The sequence below is a fragment of the Ensifer sp. LC384 genome (assembly GCF_001695865.1).
Taxonomy (GTDB): domain Bacteria; phylum Pseudomonadota; class Alphaproteobacteria; order Rhizobiales; family Rhizobiaceae; genus Ensifer.
This window is the reverse complement of sequence record NZ_MBST01000029.1, coordinates 1-19336: the sequence shown is the minus strand read 5'-3', so window position 1 is coordinate 19336 and position 19336 is coordinate 1. Positions and strand designations below refer to the sequence as shown.

Below are 19336 nucleotides of genomic sequence, written 5' to 3'. Positions count from 1 at the left end.
CGCCGTGCGGCGCGTCGGCCTTGCCCCGTCGGGACCGACCGAGCGCTCCCGTTTCAAATAGGGTCTTCGAGCCGCTCTATTTCTTTGTTTCTACGCATTTCCTGACGGAAAACCGCGTCGCACTTTTTCTGGAAATGCTTTGATTCAGTGGACCGCAGCGTCACCGAGATGCGTGAGCTTGTCCGGATTGCGAACGATGAAGATGTCGTTGACGTTTCCGTCGCCGTCATAGCCGAAGGAAACGCTGGCGGCGATATCATTTTCGCTCTCGCCCCTGAGCACAATGCCGCGGCCGCCGTTGATCTCGGCGATTTCCCAGACATAGTGCGCCCAGTATTCGGTGAGCCGGTCGGCGATGAAGGCAAGCACGGTGTTCTTGCCCGAAAGCACGCCGAGCACCGTCGCCACCTTGCCGCCGCCATCGGCCGTCAGTCGCACCTCAGCCGAAAGCAGGCTCGAGAGGCCGGAAATATTGCCGCCATGGATCGCCGCGTGGAAAGCCGACAACAATTCGTCCTGGCGTTCGCGCGGCGTCTGGTGACGGCTCTTCTCCACGCCGATATTGGTCTTGGCGCGCGACACCAGCTTGCGTGCGGCGGCCTCCTGCATGTCGAGCGTTTCGGCGACCTCCTCATAGGGCTGGCCGAAGATTTCGTGCAGCAGATAGGCGGCCCGCTCCTTCGGCGTCAGCCGCTCCAGCATCAAGAGGAAGGCGGTGGTGAGCGACGAGGTCAGCGCCAGCTTTTCCTCGGCATTGTCTTCACTTGCCGTATGGATCGGCTCGGGCAGCCAGGCGCCGACATAATCGACGCGCTTGCGGTGCGCCGCCTTCAACAGATCGAGGCAGCGGCGGGTGCAGGCGGTCGTCAGCCAGGCGGCCGGGCTTTCGATCACCGTCTGATCGGCCTCCTGCCACTTAACGAACGTGTCCTGCACCGCATCTTCGGCATCCGTGCGCGAACCAAGGATCCGGTAGGCGAGACCGAGAAGGCGGGGACGCGCCTCCTCGAAAATTGCCGTGCTGCGGACGCCTTTCGTATCGGTCATGTCTCGGCTCCATTGGGGTGTCGATCGTTGCTCATGACCATCTGACGATTGGCTTGCTGCACCTGTGACGCCGTCTTGAAATTTTTCTCAGATTTTTGGCGGGTAGGCGTGCTGCTCGCCGCGCAAGTCGGTGACCGTGTAGCAACCCCCGCCGTCCGCGGCGATCGATGCTGCGCTGATCACCGCCTTGCCGTGCCCGCCGGGAATGTCGAGGATATAGGCCGGCTGGCAGAGGCCGGAGACGCGGCCGCGCAACGATGCGACCAGCGCCTGACCTTCCTCGATCGACAGCCGGAAATGGCTGGTGCCCGGCGCCAGATCCGGGTGGTGCAGGTAGTAGGGCTTGATCCGGGTCTCGACGAAGGCGCGCATCAGGGCGGCAAGCACGTCCGCATCGTCATTGATGCCTTTCAGCAGCACCGACTGGCTGACCATGACGACGCCGGCATCGATCAGCCGGGCCGAGGCGTCGCGCGCTTCCGGGGTCAGTTCACGCGGATGGTTGGCATGCAGCGCCACATAGGTGGCCTTGCCGCTCGCCTTGAGGGCTGCGATCAGGTCGGCGTTGATGCGCTCGGGCTCGACCACCGGCACGCGCGTGTGAAAGCGCACGATCTTGACGTGAGCGATCGGTTTCAGCCGCTCCATGATTTCGGTGAGCCGGCGCGGCGACAGCACCAGCGGGTCGCCGCCGGTGAGGATGACCTCCCAGATCTCCTCATGTTCGGCGATATAGGCGATCGCCGCATCGAGTTCGGCAGGTGTCAGCGTGCCAAGGCCTTGCGGCCCGACCATTTCGCGGCGGAAGCAGAAGCGGCAATAGACCGGGCAGACATGCACGGCTTTCAGGAGCACCCGGTCGGGATAGCGGTGGACGATGCCTGTCACCGGGCTGTGCGGCCTGTCCCCGATCGGATCCTCGCGCTCTTCCGGCAACAACGTCAGCTCGGCCGCATCGGGCACGAACTGGCGGGCGATCGGATCGTTCGGATCGTTACGGTCGATAAGCTTTGCGATCGTCGGGCTGATGGCGACCGCATAGCGCTCGGCGACGCGCGAAACGGCGTCTTGCTGCGATGGTTTGATAAGGCCGGCCTCGACGAGGTCGCCGGCCGTCTTGATCGGGCGATGAACGTTCATAACTGCGTCTCCGCTACCGGTGCCCAGAGCACCTGGTCGATGCGCGATGCACCCGTTGCCAGCATCGCCAGCCGGTCGAAGCCAAGCGCGATGCCGCTGGCTTCCGGCATGATCGTCAGCGCCGCCAGAAAGTCCTCGTCCAGCGGGTAGGTCTCGCCGTAGACGCGGGCCTTTTCCGCCATTTCCATTTCGAAACGGCGGCGCTGCTCGGCGGCGTCGGTCAGTTCGCCGAAGGCATTGGCGAGTTCGACGCCGCAGGCATAGAGCTCGAAGCGTTCGGCAACGCGATGGTCGCGCGCCGTCGGCCGGGCAAGGGCAGCTTCGGCGGCCGGGTATTCGTCAAGGATTGTCGCGCGGCCAAAGCCGAGATGCGGTTCGATTTTTTCGACAAGCACGCGGCTGAACAGGTCGGCCCAGGTGTCGTCGGCGGCAACCCGCAACCCGACCGTTGCCATCGCGCTGGCAAGCGCGTTCCGGTCCGTTTCGCCGTTGGAGGCGATCGAGGCGAGCAGGTCGATGCCCGCAAAGCGCGCGAAGGCTTCGGCCACTGCCAGGCGTTCCGGCTCGGCGAAGGGGTCGCAGGTGTGGCCCTGGAAGGTGAACTGGCCGGTGCCGGTCGTCTGTGCCGCGAGTGCAAGGATATCGGCACAGTCGCGCATCAGCGTCTCATAGGTCTCGCCGGCGCGGTACCACTCGAGCATGGTGAATTCCGGATGATGCAGCGGCCCGCGCTCGCGGTTGCGGTAGACATGGGCGAAGCAGGCGATGCGTTTTTCGCCGGCGGCAACCAGCTTCTTGCAGGCAAATTCCGGTGAGGTGTGCAGATAGAGCGGGTGGGCGGAGCCGTCATGGTTGAGCGCCTCTGTGCCAAAGGCGTGCAGATGAGCCTCGTTGCCCGGCGAGACCTGCAGCGTCGCGGTATCGACCTCGATGAAGTCGCGCTCGTCGAAGAACCGGCGCAGCGCCGACTGGATCCGGTTGCGCCCGAGGAGAAACGGGCGCCGGTCGGCATGGACGTGCGGCGTCCACCAGGGTGAGGCATGCGACATGGTCGTTCGATCCAGGCTTTCTGCGCGCCCCAGGCTTTCTTCGCACCAATGCCGGCGCAGGCTGGCTATTTGCACGAAATTAGGGTAGTGGCGGCGCGATATCATAATTTTCGCGTCTTTCGGGGCCGGCTTTCCCGGCGCGCCGTGTCGCGCATACCTCTGTTACAAGGAAGACTAATGGTCAAGGTCATCGCTTCATCAGTCCGCAAGGGCAACGTTCTCGACGTTGACGGCAAGCTCTATGTCGTTCTTACCGCGCAGAACTTCCACCCGGGCAAGGGCACGCCGGTCACCCAGGTCGACATGCGCCGCATTTCCGACGGCGTGAAGGTCTCCGAGCGCTACCGCACGACCGAGCAGGTCGAGCGCGCCTTCGTCGAGGACCGCGAGCACACCTTCCTTTATGAAGATGGCGAAGGCTTCCACTTCATGAACCCGGAAAGCTACGACCAGCTGGTCATGACCACCGACGACATCGGCGACCTCAAGGCCTACCTGCAGGAAGGCATGGCCTGCATTCTTTCGATCCACGAAGGCCTGGCGATCGCCATCGACCTGCCGCGCCACGTGACGCTTGAAATCACCGAGACCGAGCCGGTAGTCAAGGGCCAGACGGCATCGTCGTCCTACAAGCCGGCTGTTCTGTCGAATGGCGTTCGCACGCTCGTTCCGCCGCATATCCAGGCCGGCACCCGCGTCGTCATCGCGACCGAAGACGGCTCCTATGTCGAGCGCGCCAAGGACTGACACGATCAGGGACTGGCACGATCGAGTGATCGCATCGAACGGGGACGGCGGGTTCAACCTGCCGTCCCCGTTGTCGTTTCTGCCGCATGTTTCCCTAGATCGGAATCGATTTAGGGACCAAATTATCCAGCAGATCGAAAATACTACAGCGTCCCTTGCGTGCCATCTTTGACGCTTGGCGTCGTACAGCCTGCAAGCGGCGGCTGCGGCTCGATCAGCAACCGCAAATTTAGGGGGAGCATTTCGAAAAACGGGTGCTAGGATGCCGGCGCCACGACGTTGCTGTCACGAGAGGGTCTGCATGTTTCCATTGTCGCACATGATGAAGTCGTTCATTCGCAAGGGTCGCCTGACGGTGATCGACGCCGATGGCAAAAGACACATTTTCTCCGGCGTGCCGGGACCCGAAGTCACGATGCGGCTCACCGACAAGAAGCTCTATCGCAGCCTTGTCTTCAATGCGGAGCTGGCGGCTGGCGAAGCCTACATGGACGGCACCATGCGGTTCGAGGAAGGCTCGACGCTCAAGGACTTCCTGACGCTGTTTTCGATCAACCGGCTCTCGCTCGGCTCCTATCCGATCCAGAAGGTGCTGCGCGCGGTGAAGATGCGCTTTCGCAAGCGCCAGCAGGCAAATCCCAAGGGCAAGGCGCAAGAGAACGTTGCGCATCACTACGACCTCGGCAACGACTTCTACAAGTTGTTCCTCGACGACAACATGCTCTATTCCTGCGCCTATTTCCGTGAGCCGAATGAGAGCCTGGAGAAGGCCCAGCGCAACAAGCTGCGGCTGCTCGCCTCCAAGCTTTGCCTGGAGCCGGGCATGAAGGTGCTCGATATCGGCTCCGGCTGGGGCGATCTGGCGATGTACCTGGCGAAGCTCGAAAATGTCGAAGTGCTGGGCGTGACGCTTTCGAAGGAGCAGCAGGCGCTGTCCTCGCAAAGGGCCGAGGCCGCCGGGCTCGCCGATCGTGTCCGCTTCGAGCTCAAGGATTATCGCGACGTGCAGGGGCCGTTCGACCGTATCGTTTCGGTCGGCATGTTCGAGCATGTCGGCGTGCATCACTACGATGAGTTTTTCAAGAAACTCAATGCGCTGATGCGGGATGACGGCCTTGCCGTGCTGCATTCGATCGGCCACATGAGCCCGCCCGGCATGGCGAGCGCATGGCTGCGGAAATACATCTTCCCCGGCGCCTATTCGCCGGCACTCTCGGAGGTCTTCGACGTCGTCGAGCGCAACAGTCTCTGGGTCACCGATCTGGAGTTCCTGCGCGTGCACTACGCCACGACGCTGGCGCATTGGGGCGAGCGGTTCGAGGCCAACCGCGACAAGGTGATCGCGATGTATGACGAGCGTTTCGCTCGCATGTGGGAGTTCTATCTGATCAGTGCCGAGATGATGTTCCGCACCGGCAGCCAGCTCGTCTTCCACATGCAGCTGTCGCGCTCACGTGACGCGGCGCCGATCGTGCGCGATTACATCACCGACCGGCAGCGCGACTTCATGGCCCGCGAGCACGCACTCGACCTCAATATCTGACCGGCCCCATCTGACCGGCCCCATCTGACCGGCTTCGTGCCGGTCAGTCTCCGTTCCAGCGCAGCCGCTTGTAGTCGAAGCCGAACTCGAGCGTCGGCTTGACGATCGAGAAGAACGGCGAAAGGTCGAAGTCGCGTGGCGTGTAGAGCGAATGGTGGCGGATATGCAGGATCTCTTCGCGTGAATAGGTGGAGGTGGCCGACGCGTGCCCGGGCGCGCGCGTGACCCCCGGCAGGATCGGATAGCGGATCTGCTGGAAGGCTTCGGCAATCAGCGTCGAGCAGATCGCCCGCGTCGGATCACCCGAGCCAAGCGCCAGCAGGCGCCGGCGCCAGCGTACCGGCACCGGCGGTGCCGGCATGAAATAGCGCAGCATGTCCAGAATGTTCTTCAGGTCGTATTTCATGCCGAGCCGGGAGATCATGAAGCCGACCAGCGCGGTGCGATCGTCGGGCGTCAGCGCCACCGGCCGGCAGATGCGCGTGTTGAACGATGCATATTTCTTTAAAGGCACGGCGATGCAGCCTTCGCCGATATTCACCTCGATCAGCTGTGGCCTTTCGATTACCGGCAGGGTCGCCTGGTCGAGCGTCAGCGGCATCTGGTCGCCGGCGAAAAATGCAGCATGCGACCAGGTCGATTGGGTCAAATATTTGATCGCAGCGGAAACCCTCTGGTTGCCTTCGATCAACAGGACGTCGCCCGGGCGCAGCGTGCGCGCCAGGGTTTCCTGATCGGATGGCGTGTAGGGTTCATAGCCAAGGGTCTGTGTCTGCAGCCTTGCGGCCATGCGGGCGCCGAGCCGGTCCAGAAATGTATCCTTGCTTTCGGAAAGCGGGTAGATGGTCTTCATGGAGGCGGCCGCTCCAACGACGGGAATGGGGATAAGCATGCGCCTGCATGGTGGCCGAGCCGCGACACTCTGTCGAGTGATTGTCTCGTGATTGCATGGCTTTGGCCTTGACGCACATTCCCAGGGTTTCTATTTTAGAACTATTCTAAAGAAGGTTTTCGCTGATGTTTTCCCGCCTCTTCTCCCGCTCCAAGCGTTCGTTTCTTTCTCTCACCGAACAGGAAATCCTGGCCCTGGCGATCTCGTCGGAGGAAGACGACGGCCGCATCTATCTCGCCTATGCGGATGCGCTGAGAGAAAAATATCCACACTCGGCAAAAGTGTTCGAGGAGATGGCGGAGGAGGAGAGCCACCACCGGCAATGGCTGATCGACATGCATGTCCAGCGCTTCGGCAACCGGATCCCGCTGGTCCGCCGTGAGCATGTGCGCGACTTTCCCGATCGCAAGCCCGACTGGCTGATCGCTGAAATGCCGATCGAGAAGGCGCGCGCGGAGGCAGAGGCGATGGAGGAGACGGCGCACCGCTTCTATGTCGAGGCGGCAGCACGAACCCAGGATGCCGCGACGCGCAAGCTGCTGGGCGACCTGGCGATTGCGGAAAAATCGCATGAATCGCTTGCCCGCAGGCTCGGTGAAAAACACACGCCGGACGATGTCCGCGAGGAAGAGGATCAGACGGCGCGCCGACAGTTCATCCTGACTTACGTTCAGCCGGGACTGGCAGGGCTGATGGACGGCTCGGTGTCGACGCTGGCGCCGATCTTCGCTGCCGCTTTTGCGACGCAGGATACCTGGCAGACCTTCCTCGTCGGCCTTTCCGCTTCTGTCGGCGCCGGTATTTCCATGGGATTCACCGAGGCGGCGCACGACGACGGCAAGCTTTCCGGGCGCGGCTCGCCGATCAAGCGTGGCCTCGCCTCGGGCATCATGACCGCCCTCGGCGGCCTCGGGCACGCGCTGCCCTATCTTATTCCGCATTTCTGGACGGCGACCATCACGGCCGCGGTCATCGTCTTCTTCGAGCTTTGGGCGATCGCGTTCATTCAGAATCGCTACATGGAAACGCCGTTCCTGCGTGCCGCATTCCAGGTTGTGCTCGGCGGCGGCCTCGTGTTGGCGGCGGGCATCCTGATCGGCAACGCCTGATCAGCCCCCCGCTTGAAACGAAAAATGGGCCGGTCTGACCGGCCCATTTTTGTAAAGCGATGATGTTGCGGTATCAGTTGCCGACCGAGCCGACGACCACTTCCGCGCCATTGTCGATGGTGACCCAGCGACCGCTGTTGAAAGACGCCTGACGCTTGAGGTAACGGTAGGGCGTCTGGGTCCAGAGCTTCACGCCGTTCTCAAGATTGTCGAGGACGAAATCGCCCTGGGCGGTGCGCACGGTCAGGACCGCATGGCCCTCACCATCAGGCTTGCGCACAACGGTGACCAGGAGGTCGCTTGCCGGGAAGCCTTTGCGCATCAGGCGCTTGCGCTTCTCGAGAACGAAGTCTTCGCAATCGCCTGCATCCTGCGGATAGGTCCAGACTTCATCCCTGCCGAAGAGTTCCTGATCGGTCACCGGTGTGATTTCGCGGTTCACGGAAGCGTTGACCTGGCGGATCGTCGCCCAGCCGCGCTCGGTGACACGCGGCGCCACGCTCGTCTTCGATTTGACGCTGCATTCGCCCTTGTGCTTCTGACAGAACTCGTAATGTCCGATCGGCTGCGAGGTAACCGAGCCGGTCTGCATCCAAGGAGAGGATCCCGCCTGTGCGGGAATTGCCGTGTTCGCTGAAATGAAAAGTGCGCAAAACGCCGCGATACTTCCCTTAACCCCAGTCCAAGACGCCATACAAATCCCCTGCGTGACGCGGTATTCCGGGCTCTTCCCGTCCGGACGTATTCGCGCAATCTTGAGTTGAGGGCAGCTTGTTCAGGTCTTCCGCCTCATGCTGCTCTAATCGTTAACAAAGAGTTAATAGAGTTGGGACGGGAGAGTCAATCTACTGATTCGGGCATTGGACTTTATGGTTAAGGCCGATGTCGAAATGCAGCGCAAAGCCTTGCGTAGCAGGCGGTCTGCCGCGCATGGGGTCGAAAAATTGGGGTAGAAGGGGCTTCGAACGCAGGCTTATCGGCTTAGGCCGAAGGCAGCATATTTCCGATCGCCTGTTTCATTTTAGCAATGTCTTCCTCGCGCGAAAGACGATGGTCGCCGTCACGGATGAGCGTCATGACGACGTCGTCGGCGAGAAGGTGCTCCATCAGTTTCAGCGCGTGCGTGTAGGGCACATCCGGGTCACGCATGCCCTGGAGAATGTGAACCGGGCAGCCCGTAGTGATCGTGCCGACGAGCACGCGGTTGTCGCGGCCGTCCTCGATCAGGGCGCGCGTATAGATGTTGGGTTCGGGGCTGTATTCGGACGGTTCCTCGAAATAGCCGCGTTCCGCAAGCGAGCGCTGCTCGATCTCCGTCAGGTTGGGTTCGATCAGTTCGGCGGTAAAGTCGGGGGCGGGCGCGATCAGCACCAGCCCGGCGATGCGTTCGCCCATGCCGCGCAGGCGCAATTCCTGGATCAGCCGCAGCGCGATCCAGCCACCCATCGAAGAGCCGATCAGGATCAGGCGCTGCCCGGGGGCGGCATGCTCGATCACGGCAAGGCTTTCTTCCAGCCAACGCGAGATCGTCCCGTCCTTGAAGGCGCCGCCGGAGGCACCATGGCCGGAATAGTCGAACCGGATGCAGTCGGTTGCCCGCTCGCGGGCAAGGCGCTCGACCTCGATGGCCTTCGTGCCGGTCATGTCCGAGCGGTAGCCGCCGAGCCACGCAAGCGTCGGCCGATCGGAAGGCTTTTGCGCCCGCAGGATCTTCATGGCGATGCGGCGACGGGCGGCATCCTTGCCAACCTCGATGAAGGTTGTTTCGGTTTCGGCTGGCGTCGTTTGCATCTCAATTCTCTCCAAATGCCCGGATTGGCGGCGAATTTCTTTCTAAAACAGATTCGTCTTGGCTTCGACAGGTGGTGATTTTCCTTGTGAGCCATGCTATTGACTCTCCCGTCGCAATTCACACATTGCCGTCGGCGGCAGATTGAAGCATTTCGGCTGAGGCCGCGCCGACTATTAATTGAACCGCATTTCGGAAACAGCTCGAGGAGAGTACGACCATTCGCAGACCGTTCAAAACGGACGCCCCCGTCAAGGAGGGACCGCGCTCAAACAAGGAAATCCGGGTTCCCCGGGTTCAGCTTATCGATGCCGAAGGCCAGAATATCGGTGCCGTCCCGATCGACCAGGCGCTCCGCATGGCGGAAGAGGCCGGTCTTGATCTGGTAGAGATCGCGCCGAACTCCGAACCGCCGGTGTGCAAGATCCTCGATCTCGGCAAGCTGAAGTACGCCAACCAGAAGAAGGCGGCCGAAGCGCGCAAGAAGCAGAAGATCGTCGAGATCAAAGAGATCAAGATGCGTCCCAACATCGACACGCATGATTATGAAGTGAAGATGCGGGCGATGAATCGCTTCTTCGAGGAAGGCGACAAGGTCAAGGTGACCCTGAAGTTCCGCGGTCGCGAAATGGCGCACCAGGAACTCGGCATGAAGCTCCTGCTTCAGGTCAAGGACGACACCCAGACGATCGCCAAGGTCGAAGCCGAGCCGAAGCTCGAAGGCCGCCAGATGATGATGGTCCTCGCTCCGCGTTGACCGCCGCTGACGGACGGGTCGTCCGTGCGACGTATCAGGTAGGAAGCCGCCCTCGGGGCGGCTTCTTGCGTTTGAGGGCGCCCCGACTTCCTCCGCAGCGCCTTTGCGCCTCTGCTGACAGAATGCTGACAGCCGGCCTCAGCGAGCTGTCAGTGGCGGCATGTCATTCTCCCGTGATCGAAATCAGGAGAAGGACGAAAGTCATGTACGTCACGCTTCGAAAAGCTTTGCTTGTTTCCACCATGGGTGTTTGTGGGCTCGTGTCCGCACCCGTTGGGTTCTCGCTGATCGCGACCGGTCCGGCGCATCCGTTCGCCACGTCAGCGCTTGCCGACGATGGCGACAGCAGTGGTCGCGGCGGCAGCGATGATGGCGGCCATGACGACCGCGACAACGACGACCGGGATGATGATGACGATCGCGGCGATAACCGCGGCCCCGGCAACGATCACGATGACGACGACGATGATGATGACAACCGCGGTCCCGGCAACCGAGACGACGATGACGATGACGATGACGATGACGATGATGATCGCGTTGACAACCGCGGTCCAGGCAACCGGGACGACGTTGACCGGCCTGAGGTTGCGCTGAGTGTTTCTGAGGAGAGCCTGAGGGGTCTGCTCAACGGATCGCTGATCGCCGTTGACGATCTTGGCCGGGTTCTGGAGGTCGAGATCGAAATCGAGGATGGGGTTCGCGTCGTGACCGTGAAGCCGGGTGGTGGCGATGCCCGCCGCAATCCGGGTCCAATTACCAGCGTTTCGATCAGGCCCGCATCGGCGCTTTGATCCAAACTGATGTCCGGTGCATCCGCCCCCGTAGTGCACCGGAATGATGGGCTCATTCCGCTTAACGCCCGCCCAGCGGATTGGCCCAAGGAACGCATGACCCCCTGCGCCGGAACCGACGCAGGGGGTCATGTGCTTTTCCATGTCGGGCCCGGCGCGCGCGACCTCTTGCGCTTGACAGCGCGGGGGATCAATCTGCTGGGAGGCGGGCGAGAGGAATTTGCAAGCGCATGTCGGGTATGCGCCTTGGGGAAGCATGGCGCCGGACGATGTCGGGAATGACGCGGCGCCTTCGCAAGGCTTGAAAATGTGGAACTGGACGAAACCATGCCGATGACACGACGAAATCTGCTCGCACTGTTTTGCTGTTCTATGCTGCTTTCGCTTGCGCCGCAGGTGGGCGGCTTTTCCGCCTTTGCCAAGGACGGCGACGACGACAGCAGCAGCGGTAGCGGTAGCAGCGGGTCGAGTGGCCATGGCGGCGGCGATTCCGGTGACGACGACAACAGCGGTCGCGGCGGGGACGATGATGACGGCGACGACAATAGCGGCCCCGGCGGTGGCGATGACGACGGCAACTCCGGCAGCGGCCGCCGCAGCGATCAGGAGCGGGCCCGCGACGGCGTGGAGAAGGGACGCATCCTGGCGCTGAAGGATGTGCTTCGCCTCGTCGACGAGGACAAATATGGTGCGGTCATTGCCGTGGACCTGAGGCGATATGACGATGCCGAAGTCTACAGGCTGCGCACGCGTGACCAGCAGGGCACGATCCGAAATCTGCGCATCAACGCGCGCACTGGGAAATTCATGAACATCTTCGGATTCTGAGGGCAGAATGCGCATTCTTCTCGCCGAGGACGATCGTAACATTGCCACCCATGTGGTGACGAAGCTCGAGGCCGAAGGCTACGGCGTCGACACGCTGGCCCACGGCCCGGACGTCTGGGAGCAGGGCGAAAACGGTGCTTACGCCGCGATCATCCTCGATTTGGGCCTGCCCGGCATGGACGGCCTGTCGATCCTCAAGCGTTGGCGCCAGGCGGGGCTGGAAACGCCGGTGCTGGTGCTGACGGCGCGCGGCTCCTGGATGGAGCGCGTCGACGGTTTCGACGCCGGCGCCGACGACTATCTGCCAAAACCGTTTCGTGCCGAGGAACTGGTCGCAAGATTGCGTGCGCTGCTCCGGCGCGCAGGCCCGCGGCTGCAGTCTGTGCGCTCGGCGGGGCGCTTCACCATCGACGAAACGACGCGGCGCGTCACGTTCGATGGTCAGGTTCTTGAATTGAGCCCGCTCGAATATCGCATGATCGCGCTGTTCGTGGAGCGCAAGGGCCAGGTTCTGACGCAGCTCGAGCTGGCAAGCCATGTGCAGGGTCGTGAGGATGACGCCGCCAAGAATGCCGTCGAGGCGATGATTGCGCGACTGCGCAAGAAGACCGAGAGTTCGGCGATCGAGACGCGGCGCGGCTTCGGTTACCTGCTTCCGGACGATAGCAGATGATCCGTTCGCTTCGGCTGCGATTGGCGATTGGCGCGCTGATCGCCGTCGGCGTGGTGTTGCTGGTGGTCTGGTTCTCGCTGTCGCGGCTTTTTACCGATTACGTCGTCAGCCGTTATCGCGCCGAAATGGTGACCGTCGTCGACACGGTCGCCGCCCAGGTTGTCGTCAGGAACGGCGAACTTGCCCTGCCGCGCGAGCCGGCGGATCCTCGTTTTTCGCTGCCGGCCGGCGGTCGCTACTGGCAGCTCACGCCGAAAGCGGGCACGCCGATCCGATCCCGATCCCTTTGGGATACCGTCATCGATACCACGGCTCGATCCGCGCGCCGTTACGAAGGCTTTGTGGAACTCGAAGGTCCCGACGGCGCGCCGATGCTTGTTCATGCCCAGACGCTGGCGCTCGGTGACGGCCCCAACGCCGAGCGCTTTTCCGTTCAGGCCGGCTTCGCTCGCCAGGAGCTCGACGATGCGCTCTCTTCTTTTCACGGGCGGATGCGGCTGATGCTGCTTGCAACCGCCGCCGTGCTCGCCGGCGCTGCCTTCCTGCAGGGCGCTCTCGGCCTTGCGCCGCTTAGAAGGCTGCGCGAGCGGGCGGCGCTGGTGCGCGCCGGCAGCGAACGGGACTTCGGTTCGGCCGGCCCGAGCGAGGTCGGGCCTGTCATCAACGAGATCAACCTGCTTCTGGCCGAGCGCGAAACCGCCGTGGAGCGCGCCCGCGCCCGCGCCAGCGATCTCGCCCATGGCCTGAAGACGCCGTTGACCGTGCTCGCCCAGCTTGCCGAAAGCCTGCCCGATGCCGAGCGCCGGATGGCGCTGCAGCAGGTCGATCTTGTGCGCCAGCGTGCCGACCGTCAGCTCCAGGCCGCCCGAATGGGTGTCGAGCGCATGGCGACGACATCGGTTGCCAGCATGGCGGGCAAGCTCGTGAACGTGTTGCGGCCGGTCACCGCCGAGCGCGGCATCGTCTGGGAGAAGACGATCGATCCGTCCTTGTCTCTCGATATGGATCCGGCCGATCTGGCCGAATGCCTCGGCAATCTGCTCGACAACGCCGCCAAATGGGCGCGGTCGCGCATCCGCGTTTCCGCAGCGCGCACCGAGGATCGATTGCGCATCGTTGTCGGCGACGACGGTCCGGGCATTGCCGACGGAGATCGCGAAAGGGTCCTGCAACGGGGCGGCCGCGTCGCGGATGGCGAAGCCGGCCAGGTGCCGGGCACCGGGCTTGGACTTGCCATCAGCGCCGATATCGCCGATGCCTATGGCGCGACGCTGACCCTCGGCCAGTCGCCGCTCGGCGGGCTGGAGGCGGTTCTTACCTTCGAAACGGCCGGCGGGCGCAAGCGCCCGCGCGATCCGGTTTGAGGCTCCCTGTCGCTTCTGTGACGCTTCTTCGATTCCCCAGTTGCGCTTTTGGGGATGTCCGGGTATAAGCCCCCGTCCGAACGGTCCGGCAGGGCATGCCGTGGCCGTTCTTAACGCTGGAAATGGACCTCGTCTGTCCGTTTCGTATTCTTAAGAAAAATGGAGTAGCAAAATGCCCAAGATGAAGACGAAATCGTCTGCCAAGAAGCGGTTCAAGATCACCGCGACCGGCAAGGTTCGTGCAGCTGCTGCTGGCAAGCGCCACGGCATGATCAAGCGTTCCAACAAGTTCATCCGCGACGCACGTGGAACCATGGTTCTCGCGGAGCCCGATGGCAAGAAGGTCATCAAGAACTACCTGCCCAACGGTCTCTAAGACTTTCAGGCATTTTGGACACGTTCAAGGAGATCATGACATGGCACGTGTAAAACGCGGCGTAACCGCTCACGCCAAGCACAAGAAGACACTCAAGGCAGCCAAGGGCTTCTACGGCCGCCGCAAGAACACCATCCGCGCTGCAAAGGCTGCGGTTGATCGTTCGAAGCAGTTCGCTTACCGCGACCGCAAGGTCAACAAGCGCAACTTCCGCGCTCTCTGGATCCAGCGCATCAACGCTGCCGTCCGCGAGTTCGGCCTGACCTACGGCCGCTTCATCGATGGCCTGAACAAGGCTGGCATCGAAGTCGACCGCAAGGTTCTGTCCGACATGGCTATCCATGAGCCGGCAGCCTTCGGCGCCCTCGTCGAAGCTTCCAAGAAGGCACTTGCCTACCTCAAGGAAGCCGGTACGGCCAACGAGTTTGAAAGCGCTGTTCGTTAAGCCAGCGTTTTCCCAAAACCGTTCTTGAATTTTGTTGGGAAACCCGCGCTGGCAGGGCTAGCGCGGGTTTTTCTTATTTGGCGAGACGAAAGTGCACGACGATCGAAGGGAACTGCTTGCGGTTCCGGAGCTTGACGACGAGGACATGGCGGCTCTGCTGGCAGCACTTGCCGGCGGATCGTCCCGCGTCGAACGGTGCCAGCTTAGGGATCGTATGGTCTGGATCAAGCGCTACCAGCGCCTCGGGGCGCGTCTCGGCCAGCGCCTGCAGTGGCTCGCTTCGCGCCTGACCGGCGTCACCATCCTCCGGCCGGCGCCTCTTCTCGACCCGCAAGGCATGCTCGACCGTGAAGTCCGGCAGATCACCGCTTTCTCCGCCGCCGGTTTCAAGACGCCGCAGATCCTCTATCGCGGCACGACCGCGCTGGTGCTTTCGCATCTGGGCCTGCCGGTCAGCAAGCAGATGAGCGCGTTGCGCGACAAAGACATCGACGGACACGACGCGCTTTTGGTGCGCTGCGCCGCCGAGCTCGGCCGACTGCATGCCGCGGGGCTCTGCCACGGGCGCCCGCATCCGCGCGATTTCGTCATCGACAAAGGCGAGTTCTGTTTCCTCGATTTCGAGGAGGAGCCGGCAGCGGTCATGCCGCTCGCGACCGCTCAGGCGCGCGACGTCTGGCTGCTCTTCCTGCAGATTGCAAGCCGAGCACTGAAACCCGAAACGCCGGACCGGGCCTTTGCTGCCTGGAAACTTGCAGCGCCGGCGGAAACCGCCGTCGCTCTTGCCGAGATCATGCCATTTTTCACGCGGCTCCTGCCGCTGGCGCGCTTCCTTCTGCGCATCCAGAACGGCCATGACCTTGTGCGCTTCGTGGCGGCGACGGACTACCTGGCGAGTGCGACGCAATCACAATCCTGAAGACAACAACCGATATAGAACCGAACCCATTCCCGCATCGAGGCAGGACAGAATGAGCGAACTGGAAACACTGGAACGGACACTGCTGGCGGATATCGATGCCGCCGGCGACGAAGGATCGATCGAGGCGGTGCGCGTCGGCGCGCTCGGCAAGAAGGGCTCGATCTCCGAGCTGCTGAAGACGCTCGGCACGATGACGCCGGAGGAGCGCCAGACCCGTGGCGCCCAGATCAACGCGCTGAAGACCACGGTCGCCGACGCGATCACCGCCCGCAAGTCGGCGCTGAAGGACCGGGCGATCGCCGAGCGCCTCGCACGCGAAACGGTCGATATCAGCCTGCCGGTGCGCTCGTCGCCGGTCGAGCGCGGCCGCATCCACCCGATCAGCCAGATCGTCGACGAGATCACCGCGATCTTCGGCGACATGGGTTTTTCGATCGCCGAAGGTCCGGATATCGAGACCGACTACTACAACTTCACGGCGCTCAACTTCCCGGAAGGCCACCCAGCCCGCGAGATGCACGATACCTTCTTCTTCAATGAAGACGAAAAGGGCGAGCGCAAGGTGCTGCGCACCCATACCTCGCCGGTGCAGATACGCACGATGGAGGCGCAGGATCCGCCGATCCGCATCATCATCCCCGGCAAGACCTATCGCCAGGATTCCGACGCCACCCACTCGCCGATGTTCCATCAGGTCGAGGGCCTGGTCGTCGACAAGTCCGCGAACGTTGCCAACATGCGGTGGGTGCTGGAAGAGTTCTGCAAGGCCTTCTTCGAGGTCGACCAGGTGACGATGCGCTTCCGCCCGTCGTTCTTCCCGTTCACCGAGCCGTCCTTCGAGGTCGACATCCAGTGCGACCGTTCCGGCCCGATCGTCAAGTTCGGCGAGGGCACCGACTGGATGGAGATCCTCGGCTGCGGCATGGTTCACCCGAACGTGCTGCGCTCCGGCGGGCTCGACCCGGACGAGTATCAGGGCTTTGCCTGGGGCATGGGCCTCGACCGCATCGCCATGCTGAAATACGGCATGCCCGACCTGCGCGACTTCTTCAACGCCGATGTCCGCTGGATGAACCATTACGGCTTCCGCCCGCTCGACATGCCGACGCTGTTCGGCGGCCTCTCGGCCTGATCGCGCTGAAATTTGGAGCATTTCCAGGAAAAGTGCGAAGCGGTTTTCCGTCAGGCAATGCGTAAAAACAAAGGGATAGAGCGTTTCCGCAACCCGGTTTAAGCCGGAAACGCTCGAGGACACAGGTGAAATCATGAAATTCACGCTTTCCTGGCTCAAGGACCACCTTGAAACCGACGCCTCGCTGGACGAGATCTGCGCGCGCCTGACGATGATCGGGCTTGAAGTCGAAGATGTCGACGACAAGGCCGCCTTCAAGCCGTTCGTCATCGCCAAGGTCGTTTCCGCCGAGCAGCATCCGAATGCCGACAAGCTGAGGGTGCTGATGGTCGATACCGGCTCCGGCGCGCCGGTTCAGGTCGTCTGCGGCGCGCCGAACGCCCGTACCGGCCTCGTCGGTGCCTTTGCTGCAGTGGGCACCTACGTGCCGGGCATCGACGTCACACTCTCCGTCGGCAACATTCGCGGCGTCGAAAGCCGCGGCATGATGTGTTCGGAAAAGGAGCTCGAGATCTCCGACGACCACAACGGCATCATCGACCTGCCGGCGGATGCGCCGGTCGGCACGAGCTATGCCGCCTATGCCGGCCTCGACGACCCGATGATCGAGATCAACCTGACGCCGAACCGCCCGGATTGCACCAGCGTCTACGGCATCGCCCGCGACCTTGCAGCTTCCGGCCTCGGTACACTGAAGGCCCGCGCTGCACCGTCCTTTACCGTCGAAGGCGAAACGACGGCCAAGCTGACGATCGATCTTGGCGAAGACCGTCACCTTTGCCCAGGCTTCAGCCTGCGCCTGGTGCGCGGCGTCAAGAACGGACCGTCGCCGAAGTGGATGCAGCAGCGGCTGCTGTCCATCGGTCTTCGTCCGATCAACGCGCTCGTCGACATCACCAACTACATGACCTTCGACCAGGGCCGGCCGATGCACGTCTTCGACGCTGCCAAGGTCAAGGGCAACCTGACCGTCCGCCGCGCCAAGGGAGGCGAAACCGTGCTGGCGCTTGACCAGCGCGAATACAAGCTCGGCCCGAATAACGTCGTCATCTCCGACGAAAAGAGCATCGAGTCGATCGGCGGCATCATGGGCGGAGAACACTCCGGCTGTGACGAGAACACCACCGACGTGCTGATCGAATCGGCGCTCTGGGACCCGATGAACATTGCCAAGTCCGGCCGCACGCTCGGCATCATCACGGACGCGCGCTACCGCTTCGAGCGCGGCGCCGATCCCGAATACATGGTGCCGGGTCTCGAGCGCACCACCGAGCTGGTTCTCGAACTCTGCGGCGGCAAGCCGGCCAAGGCAGAAGTCGTCGGCTATGCGGGCTATACACCGAAAATCGTCGATTTCCCGATGTCCGAGGTCAAGCGCCTGACGGGGCTTGAGGTTTCGTCAGAAGAGAGCGTGACGATCCTGAAGAAGCTCGGCTTCGGCGTCGAGGGCTCGGGAGATCGTGTCAATGTGTCGGTGCCGTCCTGGCGCCCGGATGTCGACGGCAAGGCCGATCTCGTCGAAGAGGTCATGCGCATTCACGGCGTCGACAATATCGTTGCAGCACCCTTGCCGAGCCATGGCACCGTCAACGGCAAGATCCTGACGACGCTGCAGATCCGCACTCGCCTTGCCAAGCGCGCGCTGGCAAGCCGCGGCATGCTGGAAGCCGTCACTTGGTCGTTCATTTCCGAAGATCATGCCAAGCTCTTCGGCGGCGGTGCGCCGGCCCTGAAGCTTGCCAACCCGATCGCCGCCGATATGTCGGACATGCGCCCGTCGCTGTTGCCGGGTCTTCTGACTGCGGCGCAGCGCAATGCCGACAAGGGCTTTGGCGACGTTGCACTCTTCGAAGTCTCCGGTACCTACGAGGGCGACGGCGCGGATCAGCAGCGACGCGTTGCCGGTGGCGTGCGTCGTGGCACCGCATCGCTCAACGGCGCCGGACGGCTCTGGTCGAATGCGGCCAAGGGCGGCGGCAAGCCGGTCGACGTCTTCGACGCCAAGGCCGATGCGATCGCGGTGCTGGAAGCCTGCGGCGTGCCGATGGGCAATATCCAGTTCGAAGCCGGTGGCCCGGCCTGGTATCACCCCGGTCGCTCCGGCACGATCAAGCTCGGCCCGAAGATCGTGCTTGGCTCCTTCGGTGAATTCCACCCGAAGACGCTCGAGGCGCTCGACGTCTCCGGCGCACTCTGCGGCTTCGAGATCTATGTCGATGCCATGCCGGAACCGAAGAAGAAGGCGACCCGCACCAAGCCGGCGCTCGACCTCTCGCCCTTCCAGGCCGTCAAGCGCGACTTCGCCTTCGTCGTCGACAAGGGCGTCGAGGCAGGTGCCATCCTGCGCGCGGCGTCCAGCGCCGACCGCAAACTGGTGACCGGCGTCAGTGTCTTCGACGTGTTCGAGGGGGCTTCGCTGGGTGAAGACAAGAAGTCGATCGCCATCGAAGTGACGATCCAGCCGGTCGAGCGCACGCTCACCGACGAGGACTTCGAGGCTTTGACCGCCAAGATCGTCGCCAACGTCACCAAGACGACCGGCGGCGTGTTGCGCGCCTGAAAGCGGTTCGAACCGTAACCATCGTAAAGGCCGCTGCTCGCAGCGGCGCTCAGACCGCTGACAAACCCGTCGATTTTTCGGCGGGTTTTGTTTTGCGGATTGGGTTGTTTTTGACGGCCGTGTTTTGGCGGAGGGGAAGAAGGACGCGCCGGCTCACGCCATGGCCGGT

Annotated in this window: 19 protein-coding genes; 12 read left to right on the top strand and 7 right to left on the bottom strand. The window is 62.7% G+C overall.

Features of this window, described 5'->3' with window-relative positions; translation table 11 throughout:
* Nucleotides 1-144 precede the first annotated feature (144 nt).
* From sigJ to epmA, 3 genes are all read right to left on the bottom strand, one after another.
* Nucleotides 145-1047, bottom strand: a complete 903-nt coding sequence (sigJ, locus tag BC363_RS21035) for an RNA polymerase sigma factor SigJ (protein WP_065784591.1) — start codon at nt 1045-1047, stop codon at nt 145-147.
* Between the two features lie 87 nt (nt 1048-1134).
* The gene (locus BC363_RS21030) at nt 1135-2187 is read right to left on the bottom strand and encodes a lysine-2,3-aminomutase-like protein (RefSeq protein WP_065784590.1); all 1053 of its coding nucleotides are present in this window, start codon (nt 2185-2187) and stop codon (nt 1135-1137) included.
* Nucleotides 2184-3236: an EF-P lysine aminoacylase EpmA gene (gene epmA / locus BC363_RS21025; RefSeq protein WP_065784589.1), complete on the bottom strand. Its 1053-nt coding sequence runs from the start codon at nt 3234-3236 to the stop codon at nt 2184-2186. The genes BC363_RS21030 and epmA overlap by 4 nt, the downstream gene beginning before the upstream one ends.
* Nucleotides 3237-3413: 177 nt before the next feature.
* Between epmA and efp the strand changes: the two genes are divergently transcribed.
* Together efp and BC363_RS21015 are read left to right on the top strand one after the other, a co-directional pair.
* Entirely contained in the window at nt 3414-3983 is a 570-nt protein-coding gene (gene efp, locus BC363_RS21020; protein ID WP_065773805.1) for an elongation factor P, read from the top strand.
* Nucleotides 3984-4284: 301 nt separating this feature from the next.
* On the top strand, nt 4285-5526 hold the full coding sequence (locus BC363_RS21015; RefSeq protein ID WP_065784588.1) for a cyclopropane-fatty-acyl-phospholipid synthase family protein: 1242 nt from the start codon (nt 4285-4287) through the stop codon (nt 5524-5526).
* A gap of 43 nt (nt 5527-5569) precedes the next feature.
* Here BC363_RS21015 and BC363_RS21010 read toward each other — a convergent pair whose 3' ends face one another.
* Complete coding sequence (locus tag BC363_RS21010; protein ID WP_065784587.1) at nt 5570-6379, bottom strand: lipo-like protein; 810 nt, start codon at nt 6377-6379, stop codon at nt 5570-5572.
* Between the two features lie 164 nt (nt 6380-6543).
* On the opposite strand from BC363_RS21010, the gene mbfA reads away from it, so the two are divergent.
* Entirely contained in the window at nt 6544-7527 is a 984-nt protein-coding gene (mbfA, locus tag BC363_RS21005; protein WP_065784586.1) for an iron exporter MbfA, read from the top strand.
* A 73-nt stretch (nt 7528-7600) separates the two neighbouring features.
* On the opposite strand, the gene BC363_RS21000 is transcribed toward mbfA, so the two are convergent.
* Both BC363_RS21000 and BC363_RS20995 read right to left on the bottom strand, forming a co-directional pair.
* Nucleotides 7601-8221: a transglutaminase-like cysteine peptidase gene (locus tag BC363_RS21000; RefSeq protein ID WP_065784585.1), complete on the bottom strand. Its 621-nt coding sequence runs from the start codon at nt 8219-8221 to the stop codon at nt 7601-7603.
* A gap of 287 nt (nt 8222-8508) precedes the next feature.
* Nucleotides 8509-9318, bottom strand: coding sequence for an alpha/beta hydrolase (locus BC363_RS20995; RefSeq protein ID WP_065784584.1), 810 nt, complete (start codon nt 9316-9318; stop codon nt 8509-8511).
* Between the two features lie 218 nt (nt 9319-9536).
* Between BC363_RS20995 and infC the strand changes: the two genes are divergently transcribed.
* A complete protein-coding gene (gene infC, locus BC363_RS20990; protein WP_077503129.1) occupies nt 9537-10073 on the top strand; it encodes a translation initiation factor IF-3 in 537 nt (178 codons plus the stop codon).
* Between the two features lie 320 nt (nt 10074-10393).
* Here infC and BC363_RS35175 read toward each other — a convergent pair whose 3' ends face one another.
* Nucleotides 10394-10999 carry a hypothetical protein gene (locus BC363_RS35175; RefSeq protein ID WP_065784580.1) on the bottom strand — a complete coding sequence of 202 codons (606 nt, stop codon included), beginning with the start codon at nt 10997-10999 and terminating at the stop codon, nt 10394-10396.
* Between the two features lie 201 nt (nt 11000-11200).
* Here BC363_RS35175 and BC363_RS20980 point away from each other — a divergent pair, with 201 nt between their 5' ends.
* The 8 genes from BC363_RS20980 (at nt 11201) to pheT (ending at nt 19167) form a co-directional block, all read left to right on the top strand.
* Nucleotides 11201-11695 carry a hypothetical protein gene (locus BC363_RS20980; RefSeq protein ID WP_141690388.1) on the top strand — a complete coding sequence of 165 codons (495 nt, stop codon included), beginning with the start codon at nt 11201-11203 and terminating at the stop codon, nt 11693-11695.
* A gap of 7 nt (nt 11696-11702) precedes the next feature.
* Nucleotides 11703-12368 (top strand): response regulator transcription factor, encoded by a 666-nt coding sequence (locus tag BC363_RS20975; RefSeq protein ID WP_065784578.1) that lies wholly within the window; start codon nt 11703-11705, stop codon nt 12366-12368.
* On the top strand, nt 12365-13732 hold the full coding sequence (locus BC363_RS20970) for a sensor histidine kinase (RefSeq protein WP_065784577.1): 1368 nt from the start codon (nt 12365-12367) through the stop codon (nt 13730-13732). The genes BC363_RS20975 and BC363_RS20970 overlap by 4 nt, the downstream gene beginning before the upstream one ends.
* 172 nt (nt 13733-13904) lie before the next feature.
* The gene (gene rpmI / locus BC363_RS20965; protein ID WP_025425550.1) at nt 13905-14108 is read left to right on the top strand and encodes a 50S ribosomal protein L35; all 204 of its coding nucleotides are present in this window, start codon (nt 13905-13907) and stop codon (nt 14106-14108) included.
* A 40-nt stretch (nt 14109-14148) separates the two neighbouring features.
* Nucleotides 14149-14553, top strand: a complete 405-nt coding sequence (rplT, locus tag BC363_RS20960; protein WP_029742440.1) for a 50S ribosomal protein L20 — start codon at nt 14149-14151, stop codon at nt 14551-14553.
* A 91-nt stretch (nt 14554-14644) separates the two neighbouring features.
* A complete protein-coding gene (locus BC363_RS20955) occupies nt 14645-15472 on the top strand; it encodes a hypothetical protein (protein WP_065784575.1) in 828 nt (275 codons plus the stop codon).
* Between the two features lie 52 nt (nt 15473-15524).
* Nucleotides 15525-16607: a phenylalanine--tRNA ligase subunit alpha gene (gene pheS / locus BC363_RS20950; RefSeq protein WP_065784574.1), complete on the top strand. Its 1083-nt coding sequence runs from the start codon at nt 15525-15527 to the stop codon at nt 16605-16607.
* A 133-nt stretch (nt 16608-16740) separates the two neighbouring features.
* A complete protein-coding gene (gene pheT, locus BC363_RS20945; RefSeq protein WP_065784572.1) occupies nt 16741-19167 on the top strand; it encodes a phenylalanine--tRNA ligase subunit beta in 2427 nt (808 codons plus the stop codon).
* The last annotated feature ends 169 nt before the right edge of the window (nt 19168-19336 follow it).